Here is a 17,946-nt window from a genome sequence, read left to right as displayed (position 1 = left end):
TATTTATGAGTCCATCCTCTCGGGCCACGGCTATTGGTTTGGTCGCCATCATACTGTGGAGCACCTCCGTTGGCCTGTTACGCAGTATCAGCGAACATTTTGGTGCCACCGGTGGTGCAGCACTGATTTATACCGTCAGTGCAATCAGTCTATGCCTGTCCCAGGGTTTACCTAAAATCAGAGAACTGCCACGGCGATATTTATTTTCCGCCGGTATTTTATTCGTCAGTTATGAGATTTGCTTTGCACTGGCTATTGGCCTGGCAGAAACACGCGCGCAGTCACTCGAACTCGGTTTAATCAATTATCTCTGGCCCTGCCTGACAATCGTCATGTCACTGTTTATCAATGGTCAGCGCTGTAGCTTCTGGTTATGGCCAGGACTGATGCTGACTCTGGGTGGTGTATTTCTGGTCATGCAGGAGAGCGGTGGCGGTTCACTCTCCGCCATGTGGCACAATATTGAAAGCAATCCACTCCCCTATGGACTGGCATTTACCGCGGCCATTACCTGGGCCCTGTACTGTAATCTGACACGCCGCTTTAGCGAAGGTAAGAGCGGTGTAAGTCTGTTTTTCTGTGCCACTGCCGTCGTACTATGGGCAAAATACGCCCTCACCAGTCAGCCTGCTATCGGCTTTTCGCTCGCACCCACCTTGCAACTGCTGTTTATGGGCATTTCTACTGCCGTTGCTTATTCGGTATGGAATCGGGGGATACAGGCGGGAAATATGACGTTACTGGCCACCGCATCCTACTTCACGCCAGTAAGCTCTGCTCTGCTTGCCAGTTTATGGCTCGGCTTGCGCCCGGGTTTCCCCTTCTGGCAAGGCGTCATTATGGTGGTAGCGGGATCCTTAATTTGCTGGCTGGCAACGCGACATTGTCGATGACAGGCCCTGTTTCTTTTCCTGAAAATGGTTATACTGTATAAAAACACAGTAACAACAACGATACCAGGAATACCTATGTCAAAAATTATCTATTATGTTGCAGCTTCTCAGGATGGTTATATTGCGACGACAGACCACCAGTTAGACTGGCTGGAAAATTTTCCGCAAGCCGAAGATGCCACCCCTTATGAGACGTTCTATCAGACGATTGGCGCGGTGGTGATGGGAGCTGAAACCTATCGCTGGATTATGACCCATTCGGCCCATCACTGGCCCTATAGCCAGATTCCTGCTTTTGTTATCAGCAGTCACGCTTTGATTATCCCTGAAGATTTAAATATTACGCAAATAACAGATGATGCCGGAGCTGTCGCAGAGCGTGCCAGACTGGCGGCAAAAGGAAAAGATGTCTGGCTGGTAGGTGGCGGGAAAACGGCGGCCTGGTTTGCCGATGCGGGAGAGTTACAACAGCTTTTTATTACCACTATTCCGGTCTTTTTGGGTCAGGGTATAGAAATTCTCCCGGTAAAACAGACAATCAGCACCTTACCCCATTCATCACGGGTGTTAAGCAACGGCGCCACGGAGAACGTCATAAACCTGCTGCCTACTCGGCAATAAACCCTGAGATAATATAACAGTGAAGAGAAATCTCTTCACTGTCAGCACGGAATAGCTTTGACTATAAATAGGTTATTTCATTAAACAGTAACTGTCCCTCACTTTTCAGTAAACGTAAAGTATGGCTGCCTTCACCCCACCATGCGCCCTGATCCTGACCTAACAGTTTATCTCCCAGCTGCCATTCACCGCTCAAGACAAAAATAACGCCACCACGTGCTGCCGATGTTTTAAAAGTTCTGTCGGCGACTCTGACACGAGCATGGCACCTGTCTCGCCGGGTCATAATATTAAAATCGAGAGACATTCCGCTACTCAGCTCCGCTTTCACCGGCTGTTCTCCAGCAAAGGCAAAAGGCTGATGTCGTTTAAGCGTATGACGAAATGCCGCTCCGCCATCAAGAACAACCTCGCTGCCTTCCAGCATGGTGACTACCCTGTCAACCTGGGGTATAACCGTGAAATCCCCACTGCTGGCAATGGAGGCTATACTGGCCCGCCAGTTAAAGTCTCGGGCTGCAGGTGGAAAACAGCAAATTTCTCGGGTTTCTCCAGCGCCATTCCGCCACAGATTGACCGGTACTTTGCGTAGGTCAAAAAAATCCATCATCACTCCTGGTGAACAAACTTTAGTGCAAAAGATGATTACTTTTGTTATCGGCAGGCGTGAGATTTTAATTATGACCGTCAGCGACGATGCCATGCCGTTATTATTTTTATCATTAAAAAACTAACGGATGCATATTGCCAGATATTGGCAAAGGGAGATACCTGGTTGTTAACAATTACTAATGTACAATAGTGAGGGTGACTATGCAGATGAGGCAGCAGACAAGAAAAAAGGCAGAAAAAAACCGCCAGCACTGTCCACTGCAAGAATCGGCATCGTGGACAGAGCTGACGGTCTTAGAGATTATCGGGTATTAGCGATTGGCCGCCATTTTATCCTGGTGTCCGGAACGTTCTGTAAGACGCTTCTCAAATTTGTCATTAAACTGCTTTTTTTGTTCCGGGGTCAGAATATTGTAGATTTTATTCTGATTTTCCAGATGCGATAGCATACGTACTTTGTAATTTTCAGCCATTTTATCGACCTGCTCCTGAGCTTTGGCTTTATCGAAGCTGTCGCTGGCCACTAAGTCATGCATTCCGCGCTTATCTTGCTGCCAGTTCCCCTTCATCTGACCATGCTTTTCTTGCATGATGGTACGGATTTGTTGTTTTTGTGCATCAGTGAGATTCAGACCTTTAAACATGTTGCCATGTTCACCATCACGCCCACCTTTATGATGCTTAGCTGGAGCATCAATTTTAGCGTTATCTGCTGGCGTAGCTTCTGCCGCATGAGCCAGATTAACTGCGCCTAACGCCAGAGTAGATGCCACAAAGAGAGCTGTAATTTTACGCATAGTATTATCCTTCTTTATTCATTTACCTGTACGGCACCATAGCCGCTAATCGAGTTCTATTCTATCGACTGAAAAGTCAATGGGATGGCGGCGCGGGTAAATCATTGAAAGCAGAAAATGAAATGTGCGCGGATTGTGAAGGGAATAAGAATTAACGGGCGGTTAATTGCAACAAAACACCGATAAAGGAGCAAAATAAGGTGGTAAACAACCTCTATCTTATCTTACTTAGAGGTTATCTCGTATCATTATTGACCTTAAATTTTCTCAAGCATTAAGCCCGCTCGCAGCCCCAGGGCAACACCAGGATTAGGAAATAGTACGTACTCAGTCTCTTTTTGTACGATGCTCTGAGTTATACCATCTTCTGCCAGACAGGTGCCGCGCGTGAAGGCAGTAAAGTTTCGCGTATCATCAGACATATGCAAAATAAAACGCTCTGAAGTACGAGTGATTTGCTGAGAGACGCGATAATACTGGGGTGGGGTGTGCGTTTGAGTGGCGGTTACCCCGGCGAGTAATGCATACAATGCCTCTTTGGTGGTGGCAAATTTTTCCAGCTCATTTTCACCAAAACGCCGAGCCTTTCCCAATTCCAGCGTACAGCTACTGGCCTTAAAATACTCGCTGGTAAAATGGCTGAACGTTCCCGCGGGCTGCTGGTGAAACACTAATGCCTCAAGCCCAGCGTCGCCTAACCAGTTGAGAAAATCGGCCTCATAAGGCATCTCCCGGAAAGGGAGCACTCCAAAACGTGGATGGTATGACTCACGAATAGCCGTATGCATATCCAGATGCCAGCGGCGAGACTCATCACCTTCATCCCAGAAACGCGTCACAGCCTGTTCAAGCAATAGCGCACGCTGAGTCTCCGGACTGTCAGGAAATGACTGCCAGCGGCCGCCAAACATCCGATTAAGATCGCTTTGAAGGTAACGTTTTTGCGCGGCTAATGCCGCCGGATTACCTAATATCACCATCAGACGCCAGGCAACCGGCACTTTTCCCGCCAGCAAGTCATCCACCCATGGCATCAATAGCTCCACGGGTGCCGTTTCATTCCCATGAATTCCTGCCGACAAGAGTAAAGCCTGGTCTGACTTTTGCCGTGGAGTAAAAGTCAGAATACCTTCATCCCACCACTGCCATGTCCCCTGAAGGTTACTCCCGCTGGTGACGGGTGGCATGCCACCCGCTAGCGTCTGGGTTAGAAAATTTCCCATACGACTCCCTGTTATTGCTGAAAAGGATAAACGGCACCGAGATTCAGTAACTGCGTGAGTTCGTCCAGGGCATCATGCCCCTCACGCAGTAATAGAGGATCGGCTAAATCAGCCAGTGTGAGCCTGTCACGATACCAGCGGTCAACCCAGGTATTCAGTTTGCTAAACAAATGATCATTCATCATCACTGCCGGATTCACCGCCGCTAATTCAGCGTCATTGAGCACCACCCGCAAACGCAGGCAGGCCGGGCCACCACCATTCGCCATACTCTCTTGTAACGAGAAAACCTGTAACGCCTCAATCGGGTTATCCGCTTCACAGAGCTGATTCAGATAACGCCAGACACCAGGATGCTGACGTGACTCTTCGGGCAGTACTAATGTCATACTGCCATTCTCCTGGCTAAGCAACTGGCTATTAAACAGATAAGTATTGACCGCATCCGCCACTGAAACCCGATCGTCAGGCACTTCTATCGGCATAAAACCAGGCACTCTTTCGCGCAGTTGAGCGTAGAGCGCATCCTGGTGTAAAAACGCGTGCTGGTGACAAAACAAGACATTGCGATTTGTCACGGCAATAACGTCATTGTGAAAGACGCCCTGGTCAATCACCGCCGGATTTTGCTGAACAAAGAGAGCCTGTTCTGGCCGTACCTGATTTAACCTGGCCACTGCATGACTCGCTTCCAGCGTTTGTCTGGCCGGATAGCGCTGAGGCCCCTGCTCTGGCCTGGCGTCTTCCCGACCATAGACAAATAACTGTAGCCCGGCATCACCATATTCTGTCGCCAGCCGATTATGGTTAGCGGCACCTTCGTCACCAAATAAGGCCACCTGGGGTAAAGCTTCGTGCACCGCAAAATACTCAGGGTCACGAAAAATCCCGCTTAACAGGCACTCAGTGGTTGGTGCCTCGCTGGCTCGGTGAAACTTATTATTGAGATTAGCAACGGTCAGATGCACTTTGCCATCCAGTGTATCCGCGGATGGGGCAACCGTGGCGGCGTTGGCCACCCACATTGAAGAGGCAGAGCTTGCAGCCGACAGTAACTGTGGTGCCCGCTTCGCCGCCTTCTCCAGCACCTGAGCGTCGGTACCACTAAACCCTATCTGGCGCAGCAGCGCGATATTCGGGCGCTCCTGGGGGGGGATCACGCCTTGCGGGTAGCCTGCATCTGCCAGCGCTTTCATTTTTGCCAGCCCCTGTCGGGCAGCTAATCTTGGATTAGAAACCTGATGCTTATGCTGGGTCGAGGCTTCGTTACCAAAAGACAGGCCAGCATAATGGTGAGTCAGCCCGACCAGCCCGTCAAAGTTAGCTTCTCGCGCTTTTTTCATACTGAATCCTCACCGCTAAAATCAAGCCCGGGGCTCAGCGTCGCAGGCAGGGCAAAATGCGGACTCTCAAGACTTGCCATCGGCCAGGCACAATAGTCGGCCGCATACCAGGCACTGGCCCGGTGATTACCTGAAGCGCCTGTACCACCAAAGGGTGCGGTACTCGCAGCACCCGTTAACGGTTTATTCCAGTTAACAATCCCGGCCCGAGCTTCCAGCAGTAATTGTTCGAATTTTTCACGCTCAGGTGAAATCAGACCGCACGCCAGACCGTAACGCGTGCTATTCGCCAGGCGAATCGCCTCATCAAATTCGCTATACCGATAAACAGTCAGCAGTGGCCCAAAGACCTCTTCATCCGGAACTGAGACCGCATCGGTTAATTCAATTATTCCCGGCGACAATAGCGAGCTTCCTGCCTTCATCAGCTTCGGTTCCAGTAATGCCTTACCGCCGCGGGCTAAATGTGCCTTCCAGGCAACAAGGACCTGTTCTGCAGCAAAGGGAGTAATTAAGCCGCCCATAAAAGGCTGCGGACTGGCATCCCATTCACCGGGCTGTATCCGTGCTGCGACGTCAACCAGTCGACGAATAAATGCATCACCTTGCGCCCCCTCTTTCACCAGCAGGCGTCGGGCACAGGTACAGCGTTGTCCGGCGGTAATAAAAGCCGACTGAATAGCGACATGTACCGCGCCGTCGATATCTGCAGGGTCATCAACGATTAACGGGTTATTACCGCCCATTTCCAGAGCCAGAATTTTCTCCGGCTGGCCAGCAAACTGACGATGTAACTGATAACCGGTGGAAGCACTCCCGGTAAACAACAGGCCATCCAGCTCAGGTTGCTGAGCCAGGCTACGTCCAGTACTCGCGCCCCCTTGTACTAAGTTAAGCACCCCGTCAGGTATGCCGGCCTGCTGCCATAGTTTCATCACCTCTTCACCGATTAACGGGGTCAATTCGCTCGGTTTGAAAACAAGGGTATTGCCCGCCAGGAGTCCCGGGACAATGTGTCCGTTAGGGAGGTGGCCGGGAAAATTATAGGGACCAAAAACGGCTAATACACCATGGGGACGATGGCGCAAGGTTGCGGCACCATCAGGCATAGGGTTATGCGTCTCACCCGTACGGGCATGATAAGCCTTAATCGAGATGGCAATTTTATTGATCATTGCCGTGATTTCAGTGGCTGCTTCCCAGCGAGGTTTGCTGGTCTCGGAAGCAATCACCTCGGTCAGCCGTTCTTTGTGTGCTTCCAGCAGAGTGGCATAGCGTTCAATAATCCCCTGGCGTTCGCTAAAACTACGCTTTGCCCAGCCAGCAAAAGCCTTACGTGCAGCGCGACAAGCTTCCGTAACCTGTTCTTCATCCGCGGCAGCCCCTTGCCACAGCACGTCACCTGAAACCGGATTCTGTTTTAGTAAGGTTTCACCTTGTCCGTTCACCCAGATGCCATTGATAAAATTGCTCATGCTACTTTCTCCTCCGGATGCAAACGCACCACGCGTACTTTGCTGCCATCTTCGCATTTCAATGCGTCGGCGGTGGCAGCATCCACTGTCAGAACCTCAGCATGCGGATCGGCATGCACTAGCATGGTGCGGAACTGGTGATAGTTTTCATTGGCCACCAGGCAGAGCGGCTGTTTTGTCTCATCAGGCAGGCCAATAGCCAGCGTCTGAAGCTGACTTTTGCGAATTGCCCGCACGCGGTCCAAATCGCATTCAAGTGTCGGCCCGCCATCAAAAATATCGATATAATCGCGATAACGAAAACCCTCAGATTCCAGCACGCTGCGCGCGGGTGCAGTGTGGGGATGAACCTGACCAATGACCGCCCGCGCTTCTGGTGAGAGAAAATCGGTATAGATCGGGTGCTTTGGCATTAATTCAGCAATAAAGGCTTTTTTACCGGTACCGCACAAATAGTCTGCCCGGGAAAATTCCATAGAAAAGAATCGGTTTCCCAGACTTTCCCAGAATGGCGAGTAGCCTTTTTCGTCGATAACCCCACGCATTTCGGCCACCACTTTGTGATTAAACCGCTCACGAAATGCCGCCATAAACAGAAACCGTGATTTAGACAGCAGATAGCCGTTTCCTTCTTTACGCCACTCAGGTGCCAGAAACAGGGAACATAACTCGCTGCTGCCCGTATGATCATTACTCAGAAAGAGAGTCGGCAGCGCATTATAGATATTCAGCTCTTTCGAAGCATGAACCTGAGTCCCGACCCGATAGTTATACCAAGGGTCATTCAGGCCTACCGCGACTTCAATCGCACAAATCCCGACTATCTGACCGCTCACCGACTCTTCCAGTACAAAGACATAACCTTGTTCTGCCAGCGGCAAACTACCTTCCCAAGTTTTGACCGATCTTTCAATCCGTGATGCCAGCGTCGCTTCGTCAGCGGGCAAAGAAGTCAGCCCGCCCCCGGTATTTTTAACCATCGCGAGCAATGCCGCGAGGTCATGATATTCAATCGGACGAATCACCATCATGACAGGCCCTCCCCGAGAAAACGTTCGCAAGCTTGCTCAAATCGGGCAAGTCCTTGCTGGAGTTCTGCTTCACTGATAATCAGTGAAGGAGCAAAACGAATAACGCTGGCACCGGCAATCAGCACCATCGCGCCTTCTTCAGCAGCAAGCAGAAGTAATTGCTTCGCTTTACCCTGATACTCTTCACGCAATACACAGCCGATTAATAATCCCAGCCCACGAATTTCACTGAATAATGAATAACGCTGGTTTATCTGTTCCAGACGCTCAACCAGCCAGTTGTGACGTTGTTTCACGCCATTCAGCACCTCAGCGGTATTGATCAGTTCCAGTACCCGATTGCTGACCGCACTCGCCAAGGGATTACCGCCATAAGTGGTGCCATGCGTTCCCGGCGTCATCACCTTCGCAAACTGTTCCCGCGCCAGCAGAGCCCCAATCGGGAAACCTCCGCCCAACGCCTTTGCGGTGGACAATAAGTCAGGCGTTACGCCGTAGTGCATATAGGCATACAACTCACCGGTACGTCCCACCCCCGTCTGTACTTCATCAAAAATCAACAGGGCCTGATGCTTATCACAGAGTTCACGCAGCCCTTGAAGAAACTCAACCTGAGCCGGTACAACGCCGCCTTCACCTTGTACTGGCTCAACAATCACCGCACAGGTGTTATCGTTAATCAGTGCCGCAGCCGACGCTAAATCGTTATAAACCCCATGGCTGATGCAAGGTGGTAAAGGAGCAAAGTCTTGTGAATAGCTGGGCTGACCGCCCGCCGTCACGGTAAACAAAGTCCGGCCATGGAAGGCATTTTTGAATGCCACAATTCCGCTTTTATCCGGGCCAAAATTATCATGGGCATATTTACGGGCAACTTTGAGCGCCGCCTCGTTAGCTTCCGCGCCAGAATTGCAAAAGAATACCTTATCGGCAAACGTCGCATCGATCAGTTGACGCGCCAGTCTCAGCACTGGCTCATTGGTATAACCATTTCCGGTATGCCAGAATTTACTCGCCTGCTGTTCCAGGGCCTCGCGTAATGCCGGATGCGCATGACCCAGGGCATTGACCGCAATACCTCCGGCAAAGTCGATATATTCTTTACCTTGCTGATCCCACAGTTTTGATCCCTCCCCACGTACCGGAATAAACGCGGCTGGCGCGTAAACGGGCATCATCAATGAATCAAAATCCTGACGAGTAATGGGCTGCGACATAATGACCTCACCGAGTAACTGAAAAGTTTAATTTGTGTTAATGAAATGTACTCACTGGCTACTAATGTAGATTGCAGGATCTGTGCCGACCAGCGGTAAAAATGCATAAATTGAGTAGCAGGAAGAAAAATCAATGAGTTACAAAAACGACTTATGCAATCAATATGAATAAATGGTGCATAATTTTACAATGAAGGTTGATTCCCAGAGCAATAAAAAGAAAAATTATGCACCGGTAAAATATAATTCTGGATTTGTGATCGCCTTCGGGATTTATCGACATGAACGCGCCCCATTTGAGTGCGAACTCCCCATTTTGGCGCAGGAGATGCGCGATAAAAGCTATGCCATCGGTGAGTCTGTCATTTTCTGCAGCCCTGCAAGCGCATTTTTGGGCACAAGCCTGTGGTTAACTGCCAGCACATTACAGAGATTTCTGTTACTATAATGCAACACTTATATGGATAATTTGGCGACTATCATGAAATTTGTCTCTTTTAATATCAATGGCCTGCGTGCGCGCCCGCATCAACTTCAGGCTATCGTCGAACAACATCAGCCTGATGTGATTGGTTTGCAGGAGACCAAAGTCCATGACGATATGTTCCCTCTGGATGAGGTCGCAAAGCTGGGTTATCACGTGTTTTATCACGGACAGAAAGGCCACTACGGTGTTGCTCTGCTCACCAAACAGGAGCCTGTCTCCGTCACGCGCGGTTTTCCGGGGGATGCTGAAGACGCACAGCGCAGAATTATTATGGCCGAGATCCCAACGCCACTCGGCCCGCTGACCGTGATCAATGGCTATTTCCCACAAGGGGAAAGCCGCCAGCACGAAACCAAGTTCCCGGCGAAAGCCAAATTTTATCTCGACCTGCAAAATTACCTGCAAACGAGTCTGAACCCGGAAAATCCGGTTCTTATCATGGGTGATATGAACATCAGTGCCACCGACCTGGATATCGGGATTGGTGAAGACAGCCGCAAACGCTGGCTGAGAACCGGTAAATGCTCATTTTTACCTGAAGAACGTGAATGGATGCAGCGTTTACTGGACTGGGGCCTGGTCGACACCTTCCGTCATGCCAACCCGGAAGTACAGGACCAATTTTCATGGTTCGACTATCGCTCTAAAGGATTCGATGATAACCGCGGACTGCGCATCGACTTGCTATTAGCCAGCCAGCCTCTGGCCGCACGTTGCACAGCAACGGGTATTGATTACCAAATTCGCAGTATGGAAAAACCTTCCGACCATGCGCCGGTGTGGGCTGAGTTTAGTCTTTAAGCGCGCGGCTTACCGGTTACCTGACCTGAGGAGAACGACATATGTGGGTTATCTGTAGCAAAAGGAACCAACATGACACGTAGTCTGGTACTGGTGTTATTTGTCGTTCTGTTTGTGGTGATTTATATCTCCCTGCCGCCGGGCACCCTAAGCCTTGCGACACTTCAGCACTATCAGGGGCAGCTTAAACTGTGGCAGGCAGATAACCCCAAGGCCACTATCGGGCTATTTTTCTTAGGCTATTTCCTTATTTCCGCCCTGTCGATTCCCGGCACCCGTATCCTGGCGCTGTTAGGCGGGGCGCTGTTTGGTTTACTGGAAGGTACAGTGCTGGTCGCGAGTGCCGCCACCAGCGGCGCGGTTATTGCCATGCTACTCAGCCGTTATCTGCTGCGGGATTGGGTACAAAGACGCTTTATTACTGTGATGGATAAAGTCAATACCGGTATGGCACGTAACGGTTCATATTACTTATTTGCTGTCAGACTGGTGCCTGTTTTACCCTTCTCGGTGATTAATCTGTTAATGGGGCTCACCCCTTTTCCCGTGATGCGCTTTGCCGTGATTACGCTGGTCGGTCTGCTGCCTTCTATCGTGTTATATATCAGTACCGGTCGTGAGCTGAGTCAGATTCAAAGCGTACAGGATATTCTCTCCCCCAGCATTTTACTGCTGTTTGTGCTGTTAGGATCTCTGCCGTTAATTTCCCGCTGGATACTGAAGTCAGTCAATAAATAGGACTCAATGGCGATACGCAAATACTTCTGGAGCCTGTTCCATGCTTAATGATAAGTATCTTCCGGTCTGGCACTTTAGTGAAAAACATGCCCTGGATATTGCCGCCTCGCAAGCCGATGTCATGGCGGCCGTGCTGGCCTACCGGCCTGATAATGACGGTTTCTTCCGGGGGGCAATTGCGCTGCGCGAGTTACCGGTACGTTTGATTGACCGTTTACAACACCGGACACCGACGCCACGTAAAGCCTTTAATCTGGATAACTTTACCCTGCTGGAGCAGACCGATGATCAGCAACTGGCTTTCGGGCTAACCGGTAAGTTCTGGCAGCCTGATTACGGGCAAGTAACTGTGATGGATGCCGAGGATTTTCAGGCCTTTAATCAGCCTGGTGCCGCCAAGCTCGTGCTCAGCTATCATCTGGAAAAACTGGATAACAGCCATACCCGTCTGACCACAGAGACTCGCGTATTCTGTATAGATAAACAGGCCAGGAGAAAATTTTCGCCCTACTGGTATTTGATTCGACCGGTCAGCGGGCTGATTCGCTTACGTATGTTGCGATCGGTAAGCAAAATAGCCACAGAGAAATTATTCAACTAGTTAGCGCCATTGAAAAGATCTGCCACAAGGAGACGCGGCGTCTGTCAGCCGCTTCGGGTGACGCATACAGAAGCTCAATATGAAGACTGTCCACTATCCCCAGGTAGGCATCACAGAACATCGCTGACTGCCCTGTTGACTGAGAATGGCAGCGATTAAAATTCTGTAAAAAGTGTTCACCGATTAAACCGATGAAATCTTCATATCCACTACTCACTTCTTTCTTCACAGCAATCGGAGGAATAAAAGCGGTTCGTAGCACCAGCCGCAGATAAGGCGAGCAGGTATAACGTTCAGATACCGCAAAAAGGTATTTCTCTCCGGCCCGACTTTCTTGTTCAAAACAGCGTACGGCAAATTCCCTCTCAATAGTTAAAGCCTGTTCAAATACCGACAGAAACAGCTCATCTTTATTTTTAAAGTGAGAGTAAATGGTCGCTTTTCTAATGCCTGCCGCATCAGCAAGGGTACTCAGCGATGCCGCATCGTAGCCATTTTCGGTGAAATGAATAACGGCCGCATCGGCAATTTTCTGGGCAGCAGGCGAAAGTGACATAAGTTAAAGCTCCTTGATTGATTTAGTGACTCGTGACGTATTCTATATCAGTCCCGGCACGACGGATCGCGGCAACCGTAATGATGACAACAAAAAGGCCAAATAACGCCAGAAAAGAGAGCCAGTGTTCGGCACTTTTTCCGGCAAGCCATCCGGCAAGGGGCGTGGCTGCTGATGACAGAATCAGCTGTAATGCGCCGAGCAGCGCCGCGGCAGAACCGAGAGAGGTTTTCTGAGAAGACATGGTCACTGACATCAGAGTGGACTCGGCAATACCCAGACCGAACATGGCAATAAACATACCGGGTACCACGCCCTTTAACCCTAAACCACTGGTTGCTGACACCGCAGCGACTACCGCACCGACCGCCATAAACAACACGCCTTTAACAGCGACACTTCCCAGCGAGGATGAGGACACCCAGCGAGCGGTAGCCAGCGCACCCAGTAATACGGCAATACCGGTCGCGCCAAAGACTAAACCAAACATATCCGGAGTCAGTTTGTAGTACGACTGATACACCCCTGAAGCGCCACCGATATAAACAAACAGAAAGAAAAATGCTGAGGTCAGCGCCAGCGCAGGCAGGATATAGGAGACATCCGTCAACAGGCGTGCGTAATTGCGCATCACGGTACCTAACTGTAATGACGTACGTTTATGAACAGGCAGTGTTTCCGGTAAGTTAAGGGCAGTATTAAACAGAGCAAAAACGCCCATTGCCGCCAGGACAAACATCACCGCGCGCCAGCCAAAATGGGCATCAACATACCCGCCCACGGCTGGCGCAAGTACCGGTGCCAGCCCTTCTATGGTCATCAGCAAGGCGAAGAGTTTGGCGGCATCCGTCCCTGTCGCTACATCACGTACGGTACTGATAGCCACAACCAGAGTAAGAGAAGCGGCAAGCCCCTGAAAGAACCGGGCGTAGAGCAGTGCATCAAAAGTGCGGGCGTAAGCGGCCCAGACTGAGCAAATAATAAAACAGAAGATACCGGCCAATAACGGACCGCGACGACCCAGGGCATCAATAATCGGCCCAAAGATCAGCTGCCCAAAACCCATCGCCAGCAAAAATACCGTTAATGTCAGCTGAATACTGGCGGAAGAAGCCCCCAGCTCAGCGGCCATATCGGGCATAGAGGCCAGATACATATCTATCGCCGAGGGCCCGAGAACGGTGATAAGCGCTAATGAGGCTAAAAATTTAAATCCTGTCGCTTTGAACTGCATTGTTAATTACCTGTGATAAAAAAAATCACTTTATACAACCTACCGGTCGGTAGCAATTATTTTTTCAAAAAAACCTCTGTTCAAAACCAGAGGTATAACTTCAGGACATTATTGGCCGGTGTCACTCACCAGGGTAAGCATTATACCTTGTTTATTGATGACATGCTGATACTCAGTCGCCAGCGCATCATCCGTAATAATGCGTGAAAAAGGGATCTCCGGTGAAAGCGGGTAAGGATGTACCAGGCCAAATTTTGACGAGTCGGTAAGCGCGATTTTTTCACCCTCTTTTTCCATTACCGCATTAATCACATCACTACGAAGCATATTTCTGCCGGTAAAACCGGTGTTCTCATGCCAGCCATCAATACCAATAAATGCCTTATGGAAATGGATATGCTGCAATGAAAAACGCGTTAACGGCCCCACCACCGAGGCACTCTCTTTCTGGTATAACCCGCCCAGGACAATCACTTCGCAGGCGCTGTCTTTTAACAGATGGGCGATATAGTGACTGACCGTGATAATCGTCAGTCCGCGGCTGTCGGCAAGGGCACGCGCCAGCAGAGCACAAGTACTGCCCCCCTCAATAAATACCGATTCACCCTCATTGACTGAAGAGGCAGCCCTGGCGGCAATCACCTGTTTTAGCTGATAACGCGTCTGCATACGCGCCCCCACATCATCACTGTCCAGCGCAACCGCTGAACCATGAATACGGCGCAGATAGCTGTCTTTTTCAAGCAGGTTCAAATCCTGCCGGATAGTGACTTCAGAGACACCCGTCAGTTGCGAAAGCTCGCTGACGCTGATATTTCCGCGCAGGTTTACCACTTGAATAATTTGCTGATGACGGGGATTCATAACATTCTGTATCCAGAGAAAGGCATGCCAGTTTATCAAAAAAAACCGACATGCCTATTTTTGCGCGCGTTATTTTAACTGTTCGGCAGTATCTATGCCCAGGCTGAGGCGACCATTTTTATTCAGTTCACTTTCGTTGAAGCGGTTATTCCACTGCACCTCATAGTCTTCACGCGGGAAATCGTCCGGTGAGCGTCCTTCACGAAAAGCGCTGGCAACCTTATGGGCATAGGCTAAATTTTTATCGCACAGCGGTGCTGCCGGGATATACATCACGTTACCAAAGCCTTGTTGATCCTGTACCGGGGCAACAGAGTGAATCACATCGCAGTGCCACCAGACGGAATCCCCCGCTTCAATGGCCGGAACACTGCTTAACCCCTGAATCAGATGAGGATGCCACTTCTCGGAAACCGGCAGTACTCTGCCCGGTGCGACACCACAGAGCTCATCTTCAGGCACGTCATCCAGCAATGGGCGCAGTAAGACATAGGCCATTGCCTCCGGTACAGGCACCACGTGTAACAGCCCCTGGCCCACCTGCATATCTGACAGCGCGGTCCAGCCCTGGAAGGTACGGAAAACCGAACATTTGGTGGTATTGTCGGCATAATACTCATTCACTTCCGGGCGCCATGCCGCATCCCAGGGGTCGTAGCTCTCAAACTGATTATTGAATATTTTCTGGAAAACTTTTTGATAGGCAGGCAGCAACCAGCGCTCCAGGGCACCAGAATCAGTGTGTGCCCCCAGGCCTTTTGAAGTAGTGCCCGGCAAACGTCTGCGAATACGGTCGGGATAGTTGATACTGATATCCGGGTTAAACCATTGAACACCACCCGATTCGAAAGTCCATAACCGGTTCAGGAAGGATTGTACCGCCGCCATACGGTCGCTCTGACGCGCTTCCATTTGCGCATGGGACCAGTAAATGGGATAGATCTCCGGACGCGACGCATCCAGACTGCCAAAAAAGTTATCTCCCGGCCCTTTATAAATGCCATCAAAGTCATTGGTATCGAGGTAATCAAGCAGGGACTGATCCCAGGCCAGCGCCTGCTCTTTCGGAAAGTTTTGTCTGACGACAACACAACCCCGGCGTTTAATATGCTTCACCGTTTCAGCGCTAATCTTACCTGCCTGGATATCTCGCCACTCCACTACCGGCCACGCGGTACCATAACGGGCTTCATCAGCCTTTGCCGCAGCGATTTCAGTTTCAATTTTTTGGCAGACCTGCTGAAAGAGACCTTCCACGTCCCCTATTTGCTCACGTAACGTCCGCTTTAGTTCACGAATACTGGCTTTGTAGTCTTCGGGAAGACGGGTCGGGATAAAGTTGTTTTCCATTGCAGGCTCCAAATCAAAATTGAACTGTTAGAGTTTCGATTGAAATTAAAATATCTTCATTCGAAAGTTTTAACGAGCATAACAACTTTGCAACAGGGTGAATTTGATATGACTCACAAAATGCTCTTCTCAGCACTCTTCACCAGGCTATCCTTAAGCCCAGCTTCTGCCCGATTACCGACCTTTTTTTGGAAAAATAGTGTATGACTAAAGTACTGGATGTTGTTGCGGCGATTATTGAGCATAACGGAAACATTTTACTGGCCCGCCGTCCGGAAACCGGCGATCAGCCAGGTTACTGGGAATTTCCCGGCGGCAAAGTTGAAGCCAGTGAGACTCAGCCGCAGGCTTTGGCGCGGGAGCTACAGGAGGAACTGGGGATAACCGCCAAAATCGGGCGTTATATCGCCAGCCAGCAGTGGCAGGTCGCAGACAGAATCATTCATTTACATGCCTGGCATGTCACAGAGTTTACCGGTGTTCCGACACCGCTATGCCACAGTGAACTGCGCTGGTGTTCGCAGCTCGATGCTCAGGATTGCGCTGACCGCCATAAGCTGGCTCCTGCCGATATTCCTTTACTCGCCGCTTTTTACCACAAATAAAAACATTTTTTGATAAAGACAAAGTCATTCTCACGTGGTAAAACATATCTATGATATATCTTACATCACAGACGAGAAAATAATGACAACGCAAAATAACAAACCAAAACTCGCAAAACGCGTGAAAAATGAGCTTAAATTCCGTGAGTTAACGGTAAAAAGTAAACAAAAAGTCGCCGGGTGTTTCTATCGTATTGTCCTGACGGGCGATCAGCTGGCCGGGTTTTCCTCACAGGGTTTCGATGACCATGTGAAGGTCTTTTTCCCGGCGGGCAACGAAAAATGCGTGCTACCTGAAATCACCAGCGAAGGTATTGTCTGGCCTGACGGTCCCCGCCCCGCGGCACGTGACTACACCCCTCTGGCCTTTGATGCCACATTGAATGAACTGACTATCGACTTTTTCATTCACGAAGGCGGGATCGCGAGCCAGTGGGCAGAAGCCGCGCAACCCAATGACACACTGGTGATTGGCGGCCCAAGGGGGTCACTGGTGACCCCGGTGGATTACGCCTGGCAGCTTTATGTTTGTGACGAAAGCGGACTACCCGCTGTGCGTCGCCGGTTACTTTCATTACCGAAAGATATTTCGGTCCAGGTGCTGGTGAACTGTAGCCAGCCGCAAACTCAGGAATACCTGAGCGAGTTCAGCCATGCTCATATTGAATGGCTAAATATTGAATCTATCGCTGAAAAACTGCAGTCACTTTCGGTTCCGGCAACAGACTATTATTTCTGGATAACCGGTGAAGGTGATGAAGTGAAACAGTTGAGCGATGACCTGCTGGCAACCCACGATCTCGACGCAGACTATCTGCGCGCCGTGGCTTACTGGCATAAAAAATAGGAGATTTTTGATGCGATTACATCATCATAACCACACCCGACACGACAGACATGAACGACACACCGGCGGTCACGGCCGTCATGAGCATGGTAACCCGGAAGGACGCGCTCGCCATCGTCGGGAAAGGCTGTTCGACGCCAGTGATATTCGTTTACTGATCCTTTATTTTCTTTCGCAAAACTCAGCTCATGGCTATGAGCTCATTAAGTCGATTGAAGCCCTGGCGAAAGGGGAATATGTTCCGAGCCCGGGAATTATTTATCCGAACCTGACCCTGCTTGAAGAAATGGGTGCTATACAGGCAACTGAAAACCAGACCGCGAAGAAAGCCTGGCAACTGACCGATGAGGGTAAAGCCTCCCTGGAACAGCAGTCAGAAGAAATCCGCTCGATACTTGAGCGCCTGGAATCACTGGGTGTGCTGGGAGGCAACCGCCGGATCCCGGAAGTGCAGCGCGCGATCCATAACTTTAAAATAGCCCTGAATACTAAACTGGCTAACAGCGATATCCCCCAGGAAACGCTGTATAAAATTATCGATACCCTCGACCAGGCGGCTAAAGATATTGAACGCAGCTAGTTAAAAGTCAGACGCTCGCGCTCCACTTATACGGGGGGCTTAACGTTGAGAAATGTTAAGTCCCCTTTTCT

At 50.2% G+C, this 17,946-nt stretch carries 21 protein-coding genes; 10 read left to right on the top strand and 11 right to left on the bottom strand.

Going from position 1 to position 17,946, the window contains the following annotated elements:
• Positions 1–5: 5 nt before the first annotated feature.
• A complete protein-coding gene (gene yddG, locus M2387_RS00575; protein ID WP_259046551.1) occupies positions 6–893 on the top strand; it encodes an aromatic amino acid DMT transporter YddG in 888 nt (295 codons plus the stop codon).
• Between the two features lie 75 nt (positions 894–968).
• Positions 969–1,514 (top strand): dihydrofolate reductase family protein, encoded by a 546-nt coding sequence (locus M2387_RS00570; RefSeq protein ID WP_259046550.1) that lies wholly within the window; start codon positions 969–971, stop codon positions 1,512–1,514.
• Positions 1,515–1,575: 61 nt separating this feature from the next.
• Here M2387_RS00570 and ves read toward each other — a convergent pair whose 3' ends face one another.
• On the bottom strand, positions 1,576–2,085 hold the full coding sequence (gene ves, locus M2387_RS00565; protein ID WP_259048202.1) for an environmental stress-induced protein Ves: 510 nt from the start codon (positions 2,083–2,085) through the stop codon (positions 1,576–1,578).
• Between ves and M2387_RS00560 the strand changes: the two genes are divergently transcribed.
• Positions 1,973–2,248: a hypothetical protein gene (locus M2387_RS00560; protein WP_259048344.1), complete on the top strand. Its 276-nt coding sequence runs from the start codon at positions 1,973–1,975 to the stop codon at positions 2,246–2,248. The two genes, ves and M2387_RS00560, sit on opposite strands and share 113 nt — an antisense overlap.
• 189 nt (positions 2,249–2,437) lie before the next feature.
• Here M2387_RS00560 and spy read toward each other — a convergent pair whose 3' ends face one another.
• The 6 genes from spy to M2387_RS00530 all read right to left on the bottom strand — a co-directional run bounded on the left by spy (position 2,438) and on the right by M2387_RS00530 (position 9,212).
• Positions 2,438–2,923, bottom strand: coding sequence for an ATP-independent periplasmic protein-refolding chaperone Spy (spy, locus tag M2387_RS00555; protein ID WP_259046549.1), 486 nt, complete (start codon positions 2,921–2,923; stop codon positions 2,438–2,440).
• Between the two features lie 257 nt (positions 2,924–3,180).
• Entirely contained in the window at positions 3,181–4,146 is a 966-nt protein-coding gene (gene astE / locus M2387_RS00550; protein WP_259046548.1) for a succinylglutamate desuccinylase, read from the bottom strand.
• 11 nt (positions 4,147–4,157) lie between these two features.
• On the bottom strand, positions 4,158–5,489 hold the full coding sequence (astB, locus tag M2387_RS00545; RefSeq protein WP_259046547.1) for an N-succinylarginine dihydrolase: 1,332 nt from the start codon (positions 5,487–5,489) through the stop codon (positions 4,158–4,160).
• Entirely contained in the window at positions 5,486–6,964 is a 1,479-nt protein-coding gene (gene astD / locus M2387_RS00540) for a succinylglutamate-semialdehyde dehydrogenase (RefSeq protein WP_259046546.1), read from the bottom strand. The genes astB and astD overlap by 4 nt, the downstream gene beginning before the upstream one ends.
• A complete protein-coding gene (gene astA / locus M2387_RS00535) occupies positions 6,961–7,995 on the bottom strand; it encodes an arginine N-succinyltransferase (RefSeq protein WP_259046545.1) in 1,035 nt (344 codons plus the stop codon). The genes astD and astA overlap by 4 nt, the downstream gene beginning before the upstream one ends.
• Positions 7,992–9,212 (bottom strand): aspartate aminotransferase family protein, encoded by a 1,221-nt coding sequence (locus M2387_RS00530; protein ID WP_259046544.1) that lies wholly within the window; start codon positions 9,210–9,212, stop codon positions 7,992–7,994. The genes astA and M2387_RS00530 overlap by 4 nt, the downstream gene beginning before the upstream one ends.
• 190 nt (positions 9,213–9,402) lie before the next feature.
• Here M2387_RS00530 and M2387_RS00525 point away from each other — a divergent pair, with 190 nt between their 5' ends.
• The 4 genes from M2387_RS00525 to M2387_RS00510 all read left to right on the top strand — a co-directional run bounded on the left by M2387_RS00525 (position 9,403) and on the right by M2387_RS00510 (position 11,839).
• Entirely contained in the window at positions 9,403–9,660 is a 258-nt protein-coding gene (locus M2387_RS00525; protein ID WP_259046543.1) for a hypothetical protein, read from the top strand.
• Positions 9,661–9,693: 33 nt separating this feature from the next.
• Positions 9,694–10,500, top strand: coding sequence for an exodeoxyribonuclease III (gene xthA / locus M2387_RS00520; protein WP_259046542.1), 807 nt, complete (start codon positions 9,694–9,696; stop codon positions 10,498–10,500).
• A gap of 72 nt (positions 10,501–10,572) precedes the next feature.
• Entirely contained in the window at positions 10,573–11,238 is a 666-nt protein-coding gene (locus tag M2387_RS00515; protein ID WP_259046541.1) for a TVP38/TMEM64 family protein, read from the top strand.
• A gap of 40 nt (positions 11,239–11,278) precedes the next feature.
• Complete coding sequence (locus M2387_RS00510) at positions 11,279–11,839, top strand: hypothetical protein (RefSeq protein WP_259046540.1); 561 nt, start codon at positions 11,279–11,281, stop codon at positions 11,837–11,839.
• Here the strand turns inward: M2387_RS00510 and M2387_RS00505 are convergent.
• The 4 genes from M2387_RS00505 to M2387_RS00490 form a co-directional block, all read right to left on the bottom strand.
• Positions 11,832–12,395 carry a TetR/AcrR family transcriptional regulator gene (locus tag M2387_RS00505; protein WP_259046539.1) on the bottom strand — a complete coding sequence of 188 codons (564 nt, stop codon included), beginning with the start codon at positions 12,393–12,395 and terminating at the stop codon, positions 11,832–11,834. The genes M2387_RS00510 and M2387_RS00505 overlap by 8 nt on opposite strands.
• 22 nt (positions 12,396–12,417) lie before the next feature.
• A complete protein-coding gene (locus M2387_RS00500) occupies positions 12,418–13,629 on the bottom strand; it encodes a multidrug effflux MFS transporter (protein ID WP_259046538.1) in 1,212 nt (403 codons plus the stop codon).
• Between the two features lie 108 nt (positions 13,630–13,737).
• On the bottom strand, positions 13,738–14,493 hold the full coding sequence (locus M2387_RS00495) for a DeoR/GlpR family DNA-binding transcription regulator (protein WP_259046537.1): 756 nt from the start codon (positions 14,491–14,493) through the stop codon (positions 13,738–13,740).
• Positions 14,494–14,562: 69 nt separating this feature from the next.
• A complete protein-coding gene (locus M2387_RS00490; RefSeq protein WP_259046536.1) occupies positions 14,563–15,843 on the bottom strand; it encodes a DUF1479 domain-containing protein in 1,281 nt (426 codons plus the stop codon).
• 203 nt (positions 15,844–16,046) lie between these two features.
• Between M2387_RS00490 and M2387_RS00485 the strand changes: the two genes are divergently transcribed.
• The 3 genes from M2387_RS00485 to M2387_RS00475 all read left to right on the top strand — a co-directional run bounded on the left by M2387_RS00485 (position 16,047) and on the right by M2387_RS00475 (position 17,875).
• Positions 16,047–16,448 (top strand): pyrimidine (deoxy)nucleoside triphosphate diphosphatase, encoded by a 402-nt coding sequence (locus tag M2387_RS00485; protein ID WP_259046535.1) that lies wholly within the window; start codon positions 16,047–16,049, stop codon positions 16,446–16,448.
• Between the two features lie 82 nt (positions 16,449–16,530).
• A complete protein-coding gene (locus M2387_RS00480) occupies positions 16,531–17,295 on the top strand; it encodes a siderophore-interacting protein (protein WP_259046534.1) in 765 nt (254 codons plus the stop codon).
• A 10-nt stretch (positions 17,296–17,305) separates the two neighbouring features.
• Positions 17,306–17,875: a PadR family transcriptional regulator gene (locus M2387_RS00475; protein WP_259046533.1), complete on the top strand. Its 570-nt coding sequence runs from the start codon at positions 17,306–17,308 to the stop codon at positions 17,873–17,875.
• The last annotated feature ends 71 nt before the right edge of the window (positions 17,876–17,946 follow it).

This window comes from Klebsiella sp. BIGb0407, assembly GCF_024807845.1.
In the GTDB taxonomy this organism is placed as follows: Bacteria; Pseudomonadota; Gammaproteobacteria; order Enterobacterales; family Enterobacteriaceae; genus JGM124.
Note: the sequence above shows the minus strand (reverse complement) of the source record. Positions and strands in the feature narration are given on the sequence as shown.